This is a genomic window from Cryobacterium psychrophilum (assembly GCF_004365915.1).
Lineage (GTDB): Bacteria > Actinomycetota > Actinomycetes > Actinomycetales > Microbacteriaceae > Cryobacterium > Cryobacterium psychrophilum.
Genome location: NZ_SODI01000001.1, coordinates 663,572 through 678,976, shown reverse-complemented (window position 1 = coordinate 678,976; position 15,405 = coordinate 663,572). Strand labels below are relative to the sequence as shown.

Annotated in this window: 12 protein-coding genes and 1 rRNA gene; 10 read left to right on the top strand and 3 right to left on the bottom strand. The window is 63.9% G+C overall.

The annotated features are described in order from the left end of the window. Positions 1-92: 92 nt before the first annotated feature. Positions 93-1,097, bottom strand: a complete 1,005-nt coding sequence (locus EDD25_RS03200; RefSeq protein WP_134171993.1) for a hypothetical protein — start codon at positions 1,095-1,097, stop codon at positions 93-95. 296 nt (positions 1,098-1,393) lie between these two features. Here EDD25_RS03200 and argC point away from each other — a divergent pair, with 296 nt between their 5' ends. From argC to EDD25_RS03160, 8 genes are all read left to right on the top strand, one after another. After that, the gene (gene argC, locus EDD25_RS03195; RefSeq protein ID WP_134171992.1) at positions 1,394-2,437 is read left to right on the top strand and encodes an N-acetyl-gamma-glutamyl-phosphate reductase; all 1,044 of its coding nucleotides are present in this window, start codon (positions 1,394-1,396) and stop codon (positions 2,435-2,437) included. Beyond that, positions 2,434-3,606 (top strand): bifunctional glutamate N-acetyltransferase/amino-acid acetyltransferase ArgJ, encoded by a 1,173-nt coding sequence (gene argJ / locus EDD25_RS03190; RefSeq protein WP_134171991.1) that lies wholly within the window; start codon positions 2,434-2,436, stop codon positions 3,604-3,606. Before argC ends, argJ begins: the two co-directional genes overlap by 4 nt. Then, positions 3,606-4,550: an acetylglutamate kinase gene (gene argB / locus EDD25_RS03185; protein ID WP_134171990.1), complete on the top strand. Its 945-nt coding sequence runs from the start codon at positions 3,606-3,608 to the stop codon at positions 4,548-4,550. The genes argJ and argB overlap by 1 nt, the downstream gene beginning before the upstream one ends. Beyond that, positions 4,547-5,737 carry an acetylornithine transaminase gene (locus tag EDD25_RS03180; RefSeq protein WP_134171989.1) on the top strand — a complete coding sequence of 397 codons (1,191 nt, stop codon included), beginning with the start codon at positions 4,547-4,549 and terminating at the stop codon, positions 5,735-5,737. Before argB ends, EDD25_RS03180 begins: the two co-directional genes overlap by 4 nt. A 36-nt stretch (positions 5,738-5,773) precedes the next feature. After that, positions 5,774-6,709 (top strand): ornithine carbamoyltransferase, encoded by a 936-nt coding sequence (gene argF, locus EDD25_RS03175; protein ID WP_134171988.1) that lies wholly within the window; start codon positions 5,774-5,776, stop codon positions 6,707-6,709. 71 nt (positions 6,710-6,780) lie between these two features. Beyond that, the gene (locus EDD25_RS03170) at positions 6,781-7,980 is read left to right on the top strand and encodes an argininosuccinate synthase (protein WP_134171987.1); all 1,200 of its coding nucleotides are present in this window, start codon (positions 6,781-6,783) and stop codon (positions 7,978-7,980) included. A 7-nt stretch (positions 7,981-7,987) separates the two neighbouring features. Further along, positions 7,988-9,424, top strand: a complete 1,437-nt coding sequence (argH, locus tag EDD25_RS03165; RefSeq protein WP_134171986.1) for an argininosuccinate lyase — start codon at positions 7,988-7,990, stop codon at positions 9,422-9,424. Beyond that, a complete protein-coding gene (locus tag EDD25_RS03160) occupies positions 9,421-10,014 on the top strand; it encodes a DNA-3-methyladenine glycosylase (protein WP_422386771.1) in 594 nt (197 codons plus the stop codon). The genes argH and EDD25_RS03160 overlap by 4 nt, the downstream gene beginning before the upstream one ends. A gap of 64 nt (positions 10,015-10,078) precedes the next feature. On the opposite strand, the gene EDD25_RS03155 is transcribed toward EDD25_RS03160, so the two are convergent. Continuing rightward, complete coding sequence (locus EDD25_RS03155) at positions 10,079-10,684, bottom strand: hypothetical protein (RefSeq protein ID WP_134171985.1); 606 nt, start codon at positions 10,682-10,684, stop codon at positions 10,079-10,081. Further along, complete coding sequence (locus EDD25_RS03150) at positions 10,681-11,340, bottom strand: DNA-binding protein (protein WP_134171984.1); 660 nt, start codon at positions 11,338-11,340, stop codon at positions 10,681-10,683. Before EDD25_RS03150 ends, EDD25_RS03155 begins: the two co-directional genes overlap by 4 nt. Before the next feature lie 113 nt (positions 11,341-11,453). On the opposite strand from EDD25_RS03150, the gene tyrS reads away from it, so the two are divergent. Both tyrS and EDD25_RS03140 read left to right on the top strand, forming a co-directional pair. Beyond that, entirely contained in the window at positions 11,454-12,755 is a 1,302-nt protein-coding gene (gene tyrS, locus EDD25_RS03145; RefSeq protein WP_134171983.1) for a tyrosine--tRNA ligase, read from the top strand. Positions 12,756-13,461: 706 nt separating this feature from the next. Then, positions 13,462-14,996 (top strand): 16S ribosomal RNA (locus EDD25_RS03140). The last annotated feature ends 409 nt before the right edge of the window (positions 14,997-15,405 follow it).

Here is a 15,405-nt window from a genome sequence, read left to right as displayed (position 1 = left end):
AGTGCCGCTCGCCTCGACGAGTGCCACCAGCTTCAACGCGTACCACGACGCGTCGGTGTGCCCGGCCTCGCCGGTGCTGAGCGGGGCGAATCCTATAGGGCTCGTTGACCGTGGGCGCGTGGCACGTCCTTCTTTGTCAGGAATCGGTAGAACTCGGTCGCGTTGAAGGCGAGCCTCCAACCCCAACGGTCGAGACTATTCACCAACGGACGGAGGAGATTCTCGCGCTCCTTCTCGGCCATGATCACGCCGACGATGTCGCGGCCGTTCATTACCTCCGCACGGGTGTACTTAATATCCCCGTCGAATTCTCCGATCTTGCGAACCCCACGCCAGTAGTAGTCAACGAAGTAGGTGTGCCCCCGAACCTCAAAACGCACCTGCAGCTCGGGGACCTCGAAACCGAGTTCAGCGAAGCGCACCCTGCTGAGCGATTCGCCCTCGTTGGCAGAGAGTCCGTTCGCGAAGGCGATGGCCCGCTCCGCGGCGCGCCGTCCCGCGCGGGGCCGCACCTCCTCCAGCTCGGTGAAAAGCATCTCCTTCGTGATCGGTGGTGGCCCTCGGACGCCCGCATGCTGTTCCCACGCGACCCGCACCGTCTCCCTATTGAGCACATGATCGATCATGGTCACGCCAACGAGGAAGCTCGAGTCGGCCGCCATATCGATGAGCGTGCGTGGAAGGCTTGTCACGTTGACGCCACCGATGAGAATCTGATGGGGATCGGGCATCCCACGATGCGCTGTGAGCAGGCGCTGGCTGCTCCCGCCCGCAGAGTCGGGGCGTAGGGCGTGCACCGCGCTGGGCCACGAGCCGATCAACGGCAGATTGTGAAGCACCGCCGCCGAGTGGTGCGACAGCACCAGCTGAGGTCCAGCCTGGTGCGCAGTGGCACGAACGACGAGGCGGTACCGTTTATCTGCGCCCATGGCTTCCCAACTGGCCCCGAGTGCGTACCAGCCTCGGCGCACTCGCACGAGTTCAGCACGCTGTCGCAACGCGTCCACAGCATGTGAGCTCAACCCGGAATCGCGCAGCGCCTGCGTAGGTATGAGACCCCCAAAGATCACACCGTAGGTCTTGAGCATCTCTAACATGCCGACACTCTGTCGCGGAACGCTGCGGCACCGCAGCGAGGACACAACTTTTGTTCACACCTCGCAGTCGCAGTCCCCGTGGAGGGACAGAAATGCTGCGGCCGCTCCTGGGCAGCGCAGCCGTGACGGCACACGTTGGAGCCCACGGCACTCGTTGCCACACGTGCCGTGAGTTCGAACGCGTGCCGGGTCGGGCAGGTGATCGGGGGGAAGAGGATGCGCAGAGCGCGACGGATGATCATTGGGCCCGCCCGCGGCGATTTTTTGCGGCACCGGGGCAGGACTAGGTTTAACACATGGCATTTTCGGTGGCAGTGGCGGGCGCGAGTGGCTATGCGGGCGGCGAATTGTTGCGTCTGCTGGCCGGACACCCCGAATTCGAGGTGCGAACGGTCACCGCAAACAGCAACGCGGGACATCCGCTGATCGACGTGCAACCGCACCTGCGATCGCTCGCGCACCTCACGCTCGTCGATACGACGCCGGAGACGCTCAGCGGGCATGAGGTTGTTTTTCTTGCCCTTCCGCACGGCAAATCGGGAGAGCTCACCGCTCACCTGAACGCCGACACTCTCGTCGTTGACTGCGGTGCGGACCACCGACTGCAGAGCGAAGAGGACTGGGCCGCCTTCTACGGCGGCGACTACTACGGTGCCTGGGCCTACGGCGTACCCGAACTGCCCACCGGCTCCGGCCGCCTCCGGGACCTGCTCAGGAGCGCGCGGCGTATCGCGGCGCCGGGGTGCAACGCGAGCACCGTGGCATTGGCCCTCGCACCGGGAATCCGCGCCGGCGTCATTGACGAGACCGACCTCGTGGCCGTTCTCGCCGTCGGTCCGTCAGGCGCCGGCAAAAGCCTCAAACTTCCCAACCTCGCCAGCGAGATCCTCGGTTCCGCCAACCCCTACGCGGTTGGTGGCACCCACCGGCACATCCCCGAGATTCAGCAGAGCCTGCGCTTTGCGGGGGCGGAGAACCCCACCATCTCGTTCACGCCCATCATCGTGCCCATGGCGCGCGGCATCCTCTCCACCGCGACAGCACGTCTCGTTCCCGGCACGTCGGCGGCCGCCGTGCGCGCGGCGTGGGAGGACACCTACGCCGACGAGCCCTTCGTGCACGTGCTGCCGCCTGGCCACTTTCCACGCACCGCCGACGTTCTCGGCGCCAACACGGCGCTCATCGGCCTCGCCGTCGATGAAGCGGCCGGCCGGGTCGTCACCATCACCGCCGTCGATAATCTCGTTAAGGGCACCGCCGGCGCTGCCCTCCAATCGGCCAATATCGCCCTCGGTTTGCCCCAGACGCTGGGGCTGACCACGAATGGAGTTGCCCCATGAGTGTTACCGCAGCAGCAGGATTCGCCGCGGCCGGCGTCACCGCCGGCCTGAAGAAATCGGGCGGACTTGACCTCGCCATCGTGGAGAATGTCGGCCCGCTCACCAGTTGCGCCACCGTGTTCACGACCAACCGGTGCCAGGCCAACCCGGTGATCTGGAGCCAGCAGGTGATGAAAGACGGCGTCGTTCGCGCCATCGTGCTCAACTCCGGCGGCGCCAACTGTTACACGGGCTCGATGGGTTTCCAAACCACCCACGCCACCGCCGAGGCCGTCGCCACCGAACTGGACATCTCCGCGGTCGACGTGGTTGTGTGCTCGACGGGCCTCATCGGTGAGCAGCTCAACCTGGACTTGGTGAAGGCTGGCGTGTTCGATGCAGCACGCGCTCTCAAAACGGATGCCGCCACCTCGCCGGAGGCCGGACTGCTGGCCGCGCAGGCCATCATGACCACCGACACCACGCCCAAGCAGGCGGTCGTCGTCTCACCGTCTGGCTGGACCGTCGGCGGCATGGCCAAGGGCGCCGGAATGCTCGCGCCCGGGCTGGCGACGATGCTCGTGGTGCTCACGACCGACGCCGTGCTGAACTCGGCGCAGCTTGACGCCGCCCTGCGCGAGGCCACCCGCCTCACGTTCGACCGCCTCGACTCCGACGGCTGCATGTCCACGAACGACACCGTGAGCCTGCTCGGCTCCGGCGCGAGTGGAGTCGAAGCCGACGTGGCCGAGTTCACCGCCGCCCTGATTGCGCTGTGCCAGGACCTCACCCTGCAGCTGCAGGGCGACGCGGAGGGTTCCGCGCACGACGTGGCCATCGAGGTGCGCAATGCCGACACCGAAGCGGATGCCGTGACCGTGGCCCGCGCCGTCTCCCGCAGCGCCCTGTTCAAGACCGCGATCTACGGCAACGATCCCAACTGGGGGCGTGTACTCGCGGCCGTGGGCACCACCGCCGCTGTCTTTGACCCCTACGGCATCGATGTCGCCATCAACGACGTGCAGGTGTGCACCGCGGGGGAACCCGACCAGCCCCGCGAGCTCGTCGACCTCACCCCCCGCGCGGTTTCCGTGGTCATCGATCTGCACGCCGGCAGCCACTCCGCCACCGTGTGGACCAACGACCTCACCCAGGAGTACGTCGAAGAGAACAGCGCATACTCCAGCTGATGCAGAACGCACGTGAAGGGGCACCGGTCAGCGGTGCGAACGAGCACGACAGCGTGCCGGCGAGCACGACGGCCGAGGCCGCGATCAAGGCCGCGACCCTCATCGAATCGCTGCCCTGGCTCAAACGCTTCCACGACCAGATTGTGGTCGTCAAATTCGGCGGCAACGCCATGGTCAGTGAGGAACTGCAGCGGGCCTTCGCGGAAGATATCGTCTACCTGCGCTATGCCGGCATCCGTCCCGTTATCGTGCACGGAGGCGGACCGCAGATTTCCGCCATGCTCGCCCGCCTCGGCATTGAGAGCGAATTTCGCGGCGGCTACCGGGTCACGACCCCCGAGGCCATGGATGTCGTGCGCATGGTGCTCACGGGCCAGATCAACCGCGACCTCGTGAGCCACATCAACCAGCATGGCCCGCTCGCCGCCGGCCTGTCCGGTGAAGACGCCGGGCTGTTCCGGGGTAAACGCCGCGGAGTCGTCATTGACGGCGAACAGCTCGACCTCGGCCTCGTCGGCGACGTCGTGGGTGTCGACCCGGAGGCCGTGCATGCCCAGCTGGCTGCCGGACGTATTCCCGTGGTCTCCTCGATCGCGCCCGACTCAGAGGTGCCCGGACAGTCCCTCAACGTGAACGCCGACGCGGCGGCGGCGGCTCTCGCCATCGCCCTCGGCGCCGCGAAGCTCGTGATCCTCACCGATGTCGCAGGTCTCTACAGCGACTGGCCGAATCGCGAATCCCTCGTGTCGATCATTGCGGTGCCCGAGCTACGCGCGCTCCTGCCCGCACTCGAATCGGGCATGATCCCCAAGATGACCGCGTGCCTGGACGCGGTCGAAGGCGGTGTGGCCAAGGCCGCGATCATCGACGGTCGAGTGCCGCACTCGATCCTGCTCGAAATTTTCACCGGAAGCGGCATCGGCACGGAGGTAGTCCCCGCATGAGCACGAACGACAGTACCTGGCAGGACCGCTACAGCGCCTCGATGATGGGCACCTTTGCGCCGCCCCTCGCCACGCTTGTTCGCGGTTCCGGCTGCTACGCGTGGGACGAGAATGGCACGGAGTACCTCGACTTTCTTGCCGGAATCGCCGTGAACTCGCTCGGCCACGCTCATCCCGACCTCGTGGATGCTGTCACCCGGCAGGTGGGAACGCTCGCCCACATCTCCAACTACTTTGCGAGCGAACCGCAGATTGAACTTGCCGAACGTCTGCAGCGCCTCACCGGAGCAGGTTCCGCCGGCCGGGTCTACTTCTGTAACTCCGGTACCGAAGCCAACGAGGCAGCGTTTAAACTCGCGCGCCTCAACGTGGCTGGTGGCCGGCGCATGCGCATTCTCGCGCTCACCGACTCCTTCCACGGCCGCACCATGGGCTCCCTCGCGCTCACCGGCAAGGCAGCCATGCGGGTGCCCTTCGAACCCATGCCCGGCGGCGTCGAGCACATCGACGCCACGCTTAAGGCCCTTGAGGCGAGCATCGACGATACCGTGTGCGCCGTCGTGCTTGAGCCCATCAAGGGTGAGGCCGGCGTGATCCCGCTGCCCGCCGGGTTTCTGCGTCGGGCGCGCGAGCTGTGCACCGAGCACGGGGTCCTGCTCATCATCGACGAGATCCAGACCGGGGTCGGTCGCACCGGGGCCTGGTTCGCCTACCAGCACGAGGGCGTCACCCCGGATGCGCTCACCCTGGCCAAGGGGCTGGGCGGAGGACTGCCGATCGGAGCCCTTGTGACGTTCGGCGCGGCATCCGCCCTGTTCCAGCGCGGACAGCACGGCTCGACCTTCGGCGGCAACCCGCTCGTCACGGCCGCCGCGAACGCGGTGCTGGATACCATCGAGCGCGACGACCTCGTGAGCAACGCGGCCCGCCGTGGTGAGCAGCTGCGCGAGATCATCGCCGGGCTGCACTCACCGCTCATTTCCGGCGTGCGCGGCCAGGGGCTGCTGCTCGGCGTCGCGCTGCGCGAGCCGGTCGCACCCAGGCTCGCGGCAGCCGCCCTGGCGGCGGGACTCATCGTGAATGCGGCCAACGAGACCACCATTCGCCTCGCGCCGCCGCTCATTATCGGTGACGCCGAACTGGAGCAGTTCGAGCGACGATTCGGGCAGGCGCTGGCCACGCTCTAGAGTTGACAGATTCCATAAACGATCGAAAGTGACACCGTGACCCGCCATTTCCTGCGCGACGATGACCTCTCCCCGGCCGAACAGGCCGAAATTCTCGATCTGGCCCTGGAGCTCAAGCGAGGCCGATTCGCGCTGCGCCCCCTGGAGGGCCCGCAGACCGTCGCCGTGATCTTCGACAAGTCCTCCACGCGCACCCGGGTGTCTTTTGCGGTGGGCATCGCCGACCTCGGCGGCAGCCCGCTCATCATCAGTACCGCGAACAGTCAGCTCGGCGGCAAGGAAACCGCGTCGGACACGGCGCGCGTTCTTGAGCGCCAGGTGGCCGCGATCGTGTGGCGCACCTACGGCCAGGCCGGCCTTGAGGAGATGGCGTTCGGAACGACCGTTCCCGTCATCAATGCGCTCTCCGACGACTTTCACCCGTGCCAGCTGCTCGCCGACCTGCTCACCATTCGTGAGCACCGCGGCGACCTCGCGGGACAGACGCTCGTGTTCCTCGGTGACGGAGCGTGCAACATGGGCCAGTCCTACCTGCTCGCCGGCGCAACCGCCGGCATGCACGTGCGCATCGCCTCCCCGGCCGGCTACACGCCCACCGACGCGGTGGTAGCGGATGCCACGGCCATCGCCGGGCGCACCGGCGGCTCCGTGACGCTCTTCGAGGATCCCCTCGAGGCGGTCGTCGGCGTCGATGTGGTCATCACTGACACCTGGGTGTCGATGGGCAAGGAAGAGGAGAAGTCCACGCGCCTCAGCGACCTCGGTCACTATCGGGTCGATGCGGCCATGATGGCCCTCGCCAAACCGGGCGCACACTTCTTGCACTGCCTGCCGGCCGACCGCGGGTACGAGGTGACCGCCGACGTGATCGACGGACCACAGAGCATCATCTGGGACGAGGCGGAGAACCGCCTGCACGCCCAGAAGGCCCTGCTGGTGTGGCTGCTCGCGCAGAACACCGCGTCGCACTGATCGAGGGGTCGAGATCTCGACCCGCTCGCTCACGTAAACTTGAACCAGATCAAAGATTTTTAGGGAGAACCATGGCTGAACGTGTTGTGCTCGCATACTCCGGTGGACTCGATACCTCTGTTGGTATCGGCTGGCTGAAAGACGCCACTGGCAAGGAGGTTGTCGCCCTCGCCGTCGACGTTGGACAAGAGGGCGAAGACATGGACGTCATCCGCCAGCGAGCACTCGACTGTGGTGCCGTGGAGTCGATCGTCATCGACGCGAAGGAAGAATTCGCGAACGACTACATCGTTCCCACGCTCAAGGCCAACGCCCTGTACCAGAAGCGTTACCCCCTCGTCTCGGCCATTAGCCGCCCGCTCATTGCCAAGTATCTCGCCTCCACCGCCATCGAGCTCGGTGCCGACAGCGTGGCGCACGGGTGCACGGGCAAGGGCAACGACCAGGTTCGTTTCGAAGCTGCCGTCGCCGCCCTCGCGCCGGAACTCACCTCGCTCGCGCCGGTGCGTGACTTTGCGCTGACGCGCGACAAGGCAATCGAATACGCGGCAACGCACGACCTGCCCATCGTGCAGTCGAAGAAGAGCCCGTACTCGATCGACCAGAACGTGTGGGGCCGGGCCGTTGAGACCGGATTCCTCGAAGACCCGTGGAACGCACCGATCGAGGACCTCTACACGTACACGCAGGACCCCTCGGTCACGCGCGCACCCACCGAGGTCGTCATTTCCTTCGACCAGGGCGTTCCCGTTGCCATCGACGGCAAGAAGGTCACCCCGCTGCAGGTCATTCAGCTCATGAACCGCCTCGCCGGCGACCAGGGTGTTGGCCGTATCGACATCGTCGAAGACCGCCTCGTGGGCATCAAGAGTCGTGAGGTGTACGAAGCGCCCGCCGGTATGGCCCTCATCGCCGCTCACGAAGAGCTGGAGAACATGACCCTCGAGCGGGACGTTGCCCGCTACAAGCGCGGTGTCGAGAGCAAATGGGCTGAGCTTGTCTATGACGGCCTCTGGTTCTCCGGGCTCAAGCGCAGCCTCGACGTCTTCATCGAGGACACCCAGAAGTACGTGAGCGGAGACATTCGTCTCAAGATGCACGCCGGCTCGGCCGTCGTCACCGGCCGCTCGACCACCACGGGCCTGTACGACTTCAACCTTGCCACGTACGACACTGGTGACTCCTTCGACCAGTCGATGGCCAAGGGATTCATTGAGCTGTGGTCGCTGCCGAGCAAGGTGGCCGCGCGACGCGACGCCGCCGCCAAGTAGGGCGCGCGTGTCGGGCGAGAAGAACGCGAACCGTGCCGGAAAGGCGGGTGCCCTCTGGGGTGGTCGCTTCGCCGGGGGACCGTCACCGGAGTTGGCGCGTCTGAGCAAGTCAACGCACTTCGACTGGCAGCTGGCCGAGTATGACCTGCAGGGTTCTCGGGCACACGCCCGTGCCCTTGCGGCGGCCGGCTACCTGAGTGCGGATGAACTTGACCAGATGCTTGCGGCCCTCGACCTCCTCGCCCTCGACGTGGCCGACGGCCGATTCGTGCCGGCCGAAAGCGACGAAGACGTGCACTCCGCTCTCGAGCGCGGCCTCATCGACCGGGTCGGGGTGGAGGTCGGCGGCAAGCTTCGCGCCGGACGCAGCCGAAACGACCAGGTGGCTACGCTCGTGCGCATGTCGCTGCGCGACCACGCGGCCATCATCGCCGGTAACGTGATCGAGCTCATCGACGCCCTGGTCTCGCAGGCCGAGGCGCACTCCGGCGCGATCATGCCCGGCCGCACGCACCTGCAGCACGCGCAGCCGGTGCTGCTCGCGCACCACCTGCTGGCGCATTGCTGGCCGCTCGTGCGTGACCTCGACCGTTTCGCCGACTGGAGCAAGCGCGCGGACTTCTCGCCGTACGGCTCCGGTGCTCTTGCCGGTAACACGCTTGGTCTCGACGCCAATCTGGTGGCCACCGACCTCGGTTTCGGCGCCGTCGTCGAGAACTCCATTGATGGCACCGCGAGCCGCGACCTGGTGGCGGAGTTTGCCTACATCACGGCCCAGATCGGCATCGATATGTCGCGCCTGGCCGAGGAGATCATCCTCTGGAACACCAAGGAATTCGGCTTCGTCACGCTCGACGACGCGTATTCCACGGGGTCGTCCATAATGCCGCAGAAGAAGAACCCCGACATCGCGGAGCTCGCGCGCGGCAAATCGGGCCGTATGATCGGAAACCTCACCGGACTGCTCAGCACGCTCAAGGGTCTGCCGCTCGCGTACAACCGCGACCTGCAGGAAGACAAAGAACCCGTCTTCGACTCGATCGAAACGCTTGAAGTGCTGCTGCCGGCGTTCGCGGGCATGATCGCAACCCTGCATTTCCACACGGATCGCATGGCCGAGCTCGCTCCACAGGGGTTCTCCCTGGCAACGGATGTCGCCGAGTGGCTGGTGAAACGTCACGTCTCGTTCCGAGATGCGCACGAGATCACCGGTTCGCTCGTGAAGTTCGCCGAAACGAACGGTCTCGACCTGCACGAGGTTGATGACGCGGCGCTTCTGGCCATCTCACCCCACCTCGTACCCGAGGTTCGCGAGGTCTTGACCATCCAGGGATCGGTCGAAAGCCGTGACGGCATCGGGGGAACCGCCCCCGTGCGTGTCGCCGAGCAGCGCGCGGCTCTCGTGGAGCGCGTGCGCAAGCTGGCAGTGGCACTCACCGAGTGACCACCGACCCTCGGCAGTTCGCCCGGTCATCTCTGCAGATGGCCCCGCTGCTGCTGGGGGCGATCCTCACCCGCGGCGGCGTATCCGTTCGGGTGACCGAGGTCGAGGCGTATCTGGGCGAATCGGATCCCGGCTCGCACGCGTTCCGCGGGCTGACGAGACGCACGAGCACGATGTTCGGGGCGCCCGGGCATGTGTATGCGTATTTCAGTTACGGCATGCACGTGTGTGCCAACGTCGTCTGCTCGCCGGAGGGGGAGGCATCCGCCGTGCTGCTGCGCGGCGGGGAGATCGTGGCCGGTGTCGAGGAGGCGCGCGCGCGACGCCCGACCGCGCGCCGTGATCGCGACCTGGCCAGAGGGCCGGCGCGGTTGACGAAGGCGCTTGGAATTTTGCTGACCGATGACGGTGCCGCCGTGACCGTAGCTCCGTTCAGCCTGGAGTTGCCCCTCCTGCCCGTACATTTTCTGACCGGGCCGCGCACGGGCGTGGGCGGAGACGGCGGGGGAGCGGCGTACCCGTGGCGGTTCAGGATGCCAGGGGAGGCATCCGTCTCGCCATACCGCCGCCACCCACACGCCGCTCCCTGACCGGCGACTCGGAAACGCCACCCGTCGCTGGTCGAGCCTGTCGAGACCCCGTTCGACGATCTACCTAGCTGAGGGCCAGATGCACGAGGGCGGCGCAGGCGCACGCCCAGATCAGACTCGCGAACGTTCCGATGATGAAGCGTTCACGCGACTCGGCGGAGGCCAGCTCCGTGAACCGACCAACACCCTTGATGGCAATGACCACCGCGATTGCCTCGGGAAATCCCGTGAGGATTGCGCCGGTGACGGCGAACCGCTCGAGGATACCGATGGCGAGACCGCCGCGGAGCACCTCGTGCACGGTGTTCTCGGCCGTACCCGGTGCGCCGGATGTCGCTTGATCGTCGACCATGATGCCGCCGTGCGTGCCGGGTGCGACGCTGCCGCGCGTGGCGAGGTTGAGCGCGAGAACTGCCATCGGACCACCGCCGAGAACGGACAGCGCCAATGCGAGCATGCCGAGAACGATTCCGAACGATGACGGCCCCGCCGCAGTGGGCACGCTGGCCAGGACCAGAGCCGCAACCAGCGTGGCGACCGACGCGATCGCGAAGACCTGCCGGTGCAGCTTGAATGCGAGCGCCGCGAAGACGAGGGAGCCGAGGGTGATGAGCAGGAGCACAACCCAGTACAGGAAGGTGAGGATGGTGAAGGACGTTGGAAGGTTCATGCCGGGGTGTCCATTTCGCTCGTGGCGCGGTCGAGATGCTCTAGCAGCCTAACGATCGCCGGATGCGCTGCTTGTTCGAGGTGATATTGCGCTACCTTGATCCGCTGGCTCACGGCGGCGGTGGAAATGCCGAGGGTGGCGGCGATGTCCACCTGGTTCAGTCCGCTGTCGAGCAGGTCTACGGCCTCCCACCCTTCCGCTGATCGGCGCTGGCGCAGCAGCAGGAGCATCGCGAGCAGGGCATCCACGTGTTCGACCGTCAGGGAGCACGACTCACCGGGGGGTGCCTCGGCGGGCAGATCTTCGGTAGGGGGCGTATCGATCGCCACGTGGGTATCCGCCTTCTTCGCGCGCGTTACGGCATGCCGGGCGGCGATGAAGGCGGCGCCTGCGGCCTGACGCGTCGATGCCGGCAGGGGAGTGCGCACCGTGCCGATGCCGAGGCCTACGCTCCAGTGGCCGGAGCGATGGAGCAGCATAATGGCGTCGAGTGTGGCCTGGGCATCTGTGATGATCACTTGGATCTCGTCGCCGGAGGTCTGGTCGGCGGGAAGGGCGAATGTGTCACCGAACTGCTCGCGCAAGGCGTCGATCATGTCGCCCGCACGATCTCGGTCGTTTCGGCTGTCGATCTGGTCTGCAGTGATCACGAACATGTTCTAAGTCTCTGTCCTTAATACATGGAAATCAAGGCTTCAAGCTAAAGTTCTTCTCAATAAGCCCTCAACCTTCATCAGCGGGGGCGGGTCTCGCTGGTAATCTTGGCCGTGTGTCAGACCCCGTGATCCTTACCCAGCAGACCAACGATTCCTCCTTCGACAATGTATGGGAGGAGATCAACTGGCGTGGCCTCGTGCACGTCTCGACCAACGAGGACGAGTTGCGCACGCTGCTCTCGGGGGCTCCGATCACGTATTACTGTGGATTCGATCCCACGGCACCGAGCCTGCACCTCGGCAATCTCGTGCAGCTGCTGCTCATGCGTCGGCTCCAACTCGCCGGCCACCGCCCCCTCGGGCTCGTCGGTGGCTCGACCGGTCTGATTGGCGACCCGCGGCCGACCGCCGAACGCACGCTCACGCCCGCCGACACCGTTGTCGAATGGGTCGGCTACCTGCGGGCACAGGTGTCTCGCTTTCTCAGTGCGGAGGGTGACAACGCCGTCACCCTCGTGAACAACCTCGACTGGACCGCCCCGCTCAGCGCCATCGACTTCCTGCGCGAAATCGGCAAGTACTTCCGGGTGGGCACCATGCTCAAGAAGGATGCCGTGAGCGCGCGCCTCAACTCGGACGCCGGCATCAGCTACACCGAGTTCAGCTACCAAATTCTTCAGGGGCTCGATTACCTCGAACTCTTTCGCACCTACGGCTGCGTGCTGCAGACCGGAGGGAGCGACCAGTGGGGCAACCTCACGAGCGGTACCGACCTCATCCGCCGCGCGGAGGGGAGCAGCGTGCACGCCATCGGCACGCCACTCATCACGAACAGTGACGGCACGAAGTTCGGTAAGAGCGAGGGAAACGCCGTGTGGCTGGACCCCAAGCTCACGAGCCCCTACGCCTTCTACCAGTTCTGGCTCAACACCGACGATGCCGACGTGGTTTTTCGCCTCAAGGTCTTCACATTCCTCAGCCGAGTCGAGATCGAGCGCCTCACCGATATCGTGGCAACCGAACCCTTCAAGCGTGAGGCTCAGCGCACGCTGGCCTACGAGGTGACGAGTCTGGTGCACGGCATTCCCGCAACGGATGCCGCTATCAGCGCAGCGCAGGCCCTCTTCGGACAGGGGGAGCTGGGTGATCTCGACCCGTCAACGCTCGAGGCGGCCCTGCGCGAGCTGCCGCACACGACGACCGCACCATTCGCATCGGTTGTGCAGCTGCTGCTCGACACGGGACTGACCAAGAGCTTGGGTGACGGGCGTCGCGCGGTGGCCCAGGGGGGCGTTTACCTCAACAACGTGAAGGTAGCGAGCGAGGACGCCACGATTGAGGGTCATGTGCTGTCCGGGGGAGTGGCCGTGTTGCGACGGGGCAAGAAGACCCTCGCGGGCGTGTTCGTCGAATAAGACGCTCCGCGCCCCGAGGCTGGCATGGCGCCCAAAACCGCGCGCGGCCCTGGCCGGCGCGTTTCGGGCAGGTTCCGGGCGAGTTGCAGGCGGGACGCGCCCGGGATGTGGGTAAATGGGTGTGGATTTGCGGCGTGTGGGGAATGGCCGTAATGTCTTCTAAGTCACCCCACAGGTGCGGAGAGCTGCTTAGCTTTTCGGCCTCATGCGGGACCATCTCGACGCCGTGAAGACAGCCGTTGTTCATCTTGTATGAATGTTGTCTCGTGGTTTAGAATTGTAAGTCTTCCATCTCGCTGGTTTCCTGGTCTGAGTCGTGGGTTTTGTGGTGTGCTTCGGCGGCCTGGAACGTGCGTTTCGCTCGACTTGACAGCGGCGAGCAGGGTGGCTAAGTTAGACAAGTTGCCTCAGCGAGATAGCCCATTAGGGTTCGAAGCTGGGTGCGTCCGATCCTTGAGAACTCAACAGCGTGCACAATGTCAAATGCCAAAAACCTCGTGGTTGTTGTATCCGTTTCTAGCGGGTGCGCAGCTAAGAGATTCCTTTGGAATAACAATTGAAGTCGTGGTTAATGACCACGCAAAATAACAAAAGCAAGTCAGTAATGATTTGTTCTTGCTAGTTTCAAACTTGCAGTTTCTTCGCCTATTCCGGCGGGTTTCTGCACTAGATGGGCACCTGGTTTCGGCTGGGGAGCTATTCAACATTTACGGAGAGTTTGATCCTGGCTCAGGACGAACGCTGGCGGCGTGCTTAACACATGCAAGTCGAACGGTGATGAGGAGCTTGCTTCTCTGATCAGTGGCGAACGGGTGAGTAACACGTGAGCAATCTGCCCTTGACTCTGGGATAACTGCGGGAAACTGTAGCTAATACCGGATACGACCTTGGAAGGCATCTTTCTTGGTGGAAAGAATTTTGGTCAAGGATGAGCTCGCGGCCTATCAGCTAGTTGGTGAGGTAATGGCTCACCAAGGCGACGACGGGTAGCCGGCCTGAGAGGGTGACCGGCCACACTGGGACTGAGACACGGCCCAGACTCCTACGGGAGGCAGCAGTGGGGAATATTGCACAATGGGCGCAAGCCTGATGCAGCAACGCCGCGTGAGGGACGAAGGCCTTCGGGTTGTAAACCTCTTTTAGTAGGGAAGAAGTGACTGGGTTTTCCTGGAAGTGACGGTACCTGCAGAAAAAGCACCGGCTAACTACGTGCCAGCAGCCGCGGTAATACGTAGGGTGCAAGCGTTGTCCGGAATTATTGGGCGTAAAGAGCTCGTAGGCGGTTTGTTGCGTCTGCTGTGAAAACCCGAGGCTCAACCTCGGGCCTGCAGTGGGTACGGGCAGACTAGAGTGCGGTAGGGGAGATTGGAATTCCTGGTGTAGCGGTGGAATGCGCAGATATCAGGAGGAACACCAATGGCGAAGGCAGATCTCTGGGCCGTAACTGACGCTGAGGAGCGAAAGCATGGGGAGCGAACAGGATTAGATACCCTGGTAGTCCATGCCGTAAACGTTGGGAACTAGATGTGGGGACCATTCCACGGTCTCCGTGTCGCAGCTAACGCATTAAGTTCCCCGCCTGGGGAGTACGGCCGCAAGGCTAAAACTCAAAGGAATTGACGGGGGCCCGCACAAGCGGCGGAGCATGCGGATTAATTCGATGCAACGCGAAGAACCTTACCAAGGCTTGACATATACCGGAAACGGCTGGAAACAGTCGCCCCGCAAGGTCGGTATACAGGTGGTGCATGGTTGTCGTCAGCTCGTGTCGTGAGATGTTGGGTTAAGTCCCGCAACGAGCGCAACCCTCGTCCTATGTTGCCAGCACGTAATGGTGGGAACTCATGGGATACTGCCGGGGTCAACTCGGAGGAAGGTGGGGATGACGTCAAATCATCATGCCCCTTATGTCTTGGGCTTCACGCATGCTACAATGGCCGGTACAAAGGGCTGCAATACCGTAAGGTGGAGCGAATCCCAAAAAGCCGGTCTCAGTTCGGATTGAGGTCTGCAACTCGACCTCATGAAGTCGGAGTCGCTAGTAATCGCAGATCAGCAACGCTGCGGTGAATACGTTCCCGGGCCTTGTACACACCGCCCGTCAAGTCATGAAAGTCGGTAACACCCGAAGCCGGTGGCCTAACCCCTTGTGGGAAGGAGCTGTCGAAGGTGGGATCGGTGATTAGGACTAAGTCGTAACAAGGTAGCCGTACCGGAAGGTGCGGCTGGATCACCTCCTTTCTAAGGAGCACGTGCATCTCTCCTCTGTATACAGGGAGATCAAAGATGCCAGTCATACCACGCCGAACGGTGTGGATGGCGCTCATGGGTGGAACATTGACATTGGTATGAGGACGGTCGTTCTCGAGTTAGTACGCTTTCCGGTGTTTACACGGGGGAGTTGGAGGATTCGGGTTCGGAGAGAATTGTATGTGCACGCTGTTGGGTCCTGAGGGACCGGAACATATCGTTGGTCGAGTTTGTTGAGACCGGGTATGAACTGTTCCTCTGGATCCTTTTCTGTTGGCATCAATGGCCGGCAGTTGGGGTACCGCCCGTACTTTGAGAACTACACAGTGGACGCGAGCATCTTAAATTTGACGGACTTTGGTCCGTTGGATTACAAAGATCTATGCACTTATTTATAAGT

Coding starts and splice junctions, on each gene's coding strand:
- EDD25_RS03200 (WP_134171993.1), bottom strand. CDS start 1,097: ATGTTAGAGATGCTCAAGACCTACGGTGTGATCTTTGGGGGTCTCATA.
- EDD25_RS03180 (WP_134171989.1), top strand. CDS start 4,547: ATGAGCACGAACGACAGTACCTGGCAGGACCGCTACAGCGCCTCGATG.
- EDD25_RS03155 (WP_134171985.1), bottom strand. CDS start 10,684: ATGAACCTTCCAACGTCCTTCACCATCCTCACCTTCCTGTACTGGGTT.
- EDD25_RS03150 (WP_134171984.1), bottom strand. CDS start 11,340: ATGTTCGTGATCACTGCAGACCAGATCGACAGCCGAAACGACCGAGAT.
- argB (WP_134171990.1), top strand. CDS start 3,606: ATGCAGAACGCACGTGAAGGGGCACCGGTCAGCGGTGCGAACGAGCAC.
- argJ (WP_134171991.1), top strand. CDS start 2,434: ATGAGTGTTACCGCAGCAGCAGGATTCGCCGCGGCCGGCGTCACCGCC.
- EDD25_RS03170 (WP_134171987.1), top strand. CDS start 6,781: ATGGCTGAACGTGTTGTGCTCGCATACTCCGGTGGACTCGATACCTCT.
- argC (WP_134171992.1), top strand. CDS start 1,394: ATGGCATTTTCGGTGGCAGTGGCGGGCGCGAGTGGCTATGCGGGCGGC.